The organism is Parendozoicomonas haliclonae (assembly GCF_900174585.1).
In the GTDB taxonomy this organism is placed as follows: Bacteria; Pseudomonadota; Gammaproteobacteria; order Pseudomonadales; family Endozoicomonadaceae; genus Sansalvadorimonas; species Sansalvadorimonas haliclonae.
In genome coordinates this window covers 1-455 of the sequence record NZ_FWPT01000056.1, presented here as the reverse complement: position 1 = coordinate 455, position 455 = coordinate 1, and the positions used below count along the sequence as shown (strand labels likewise).

Sequence of the window (455 nt, the reverse complement as noted above, 5' to 3'; positions counted from 1 at the left end):
ATAGACAGGCTAATATCACTGTCGTTTAGATTTCGAAAGACACGATTAACTCATATTCATTGTTAATTTCCTCCGCCGCATCTATCACATGATCATAATCACTATGCATTGTCCGTTCAGAGAATTCCTTTAAGTCTTCTACTGTATCCGTCGTTTTTTTCTTCACTTCACGCTTCGCTTCTGGTTTTAGCTTTTTTTTTTCAAGCAGAAGACGGCATACGAGATGCTCAGGAGTCTCGTGGGCTCGGTGGATATGAATGACGACACCCGCTTTGGGCATGTGGATATGGTGAGCGCGATCCGCTCGCCGGGATCGGTGCTGAAGCCCTTTGTCTATGGACTCGCGTTGGAGGACGGACTGGTTCACCCGGCCTCATTATTGCAAGATGTACCGCGGCGTACCGGGGATTATCGTCCGGGGAATTTTGACAGCGGTTTTCATGGCCCGGTAAGCA

Annotated in this window: 1 protein-coding gene; it reads left to right on the top strand. The window is 48.1% G+C overall.

Annotation, left to right across the window (positions count from 1 at the left end; all coding sequences use genetic code 11):
- Positions 1–253: 253 nt before the first annotated feature.
- Positions 254–455, top strand: a 202-nt coding sequence (locus EHSB41UT_RS24230) for a hypothetical protein (protein ID WP_207626759.1), incomplete at its 3' end; no start/stop codon positions are given.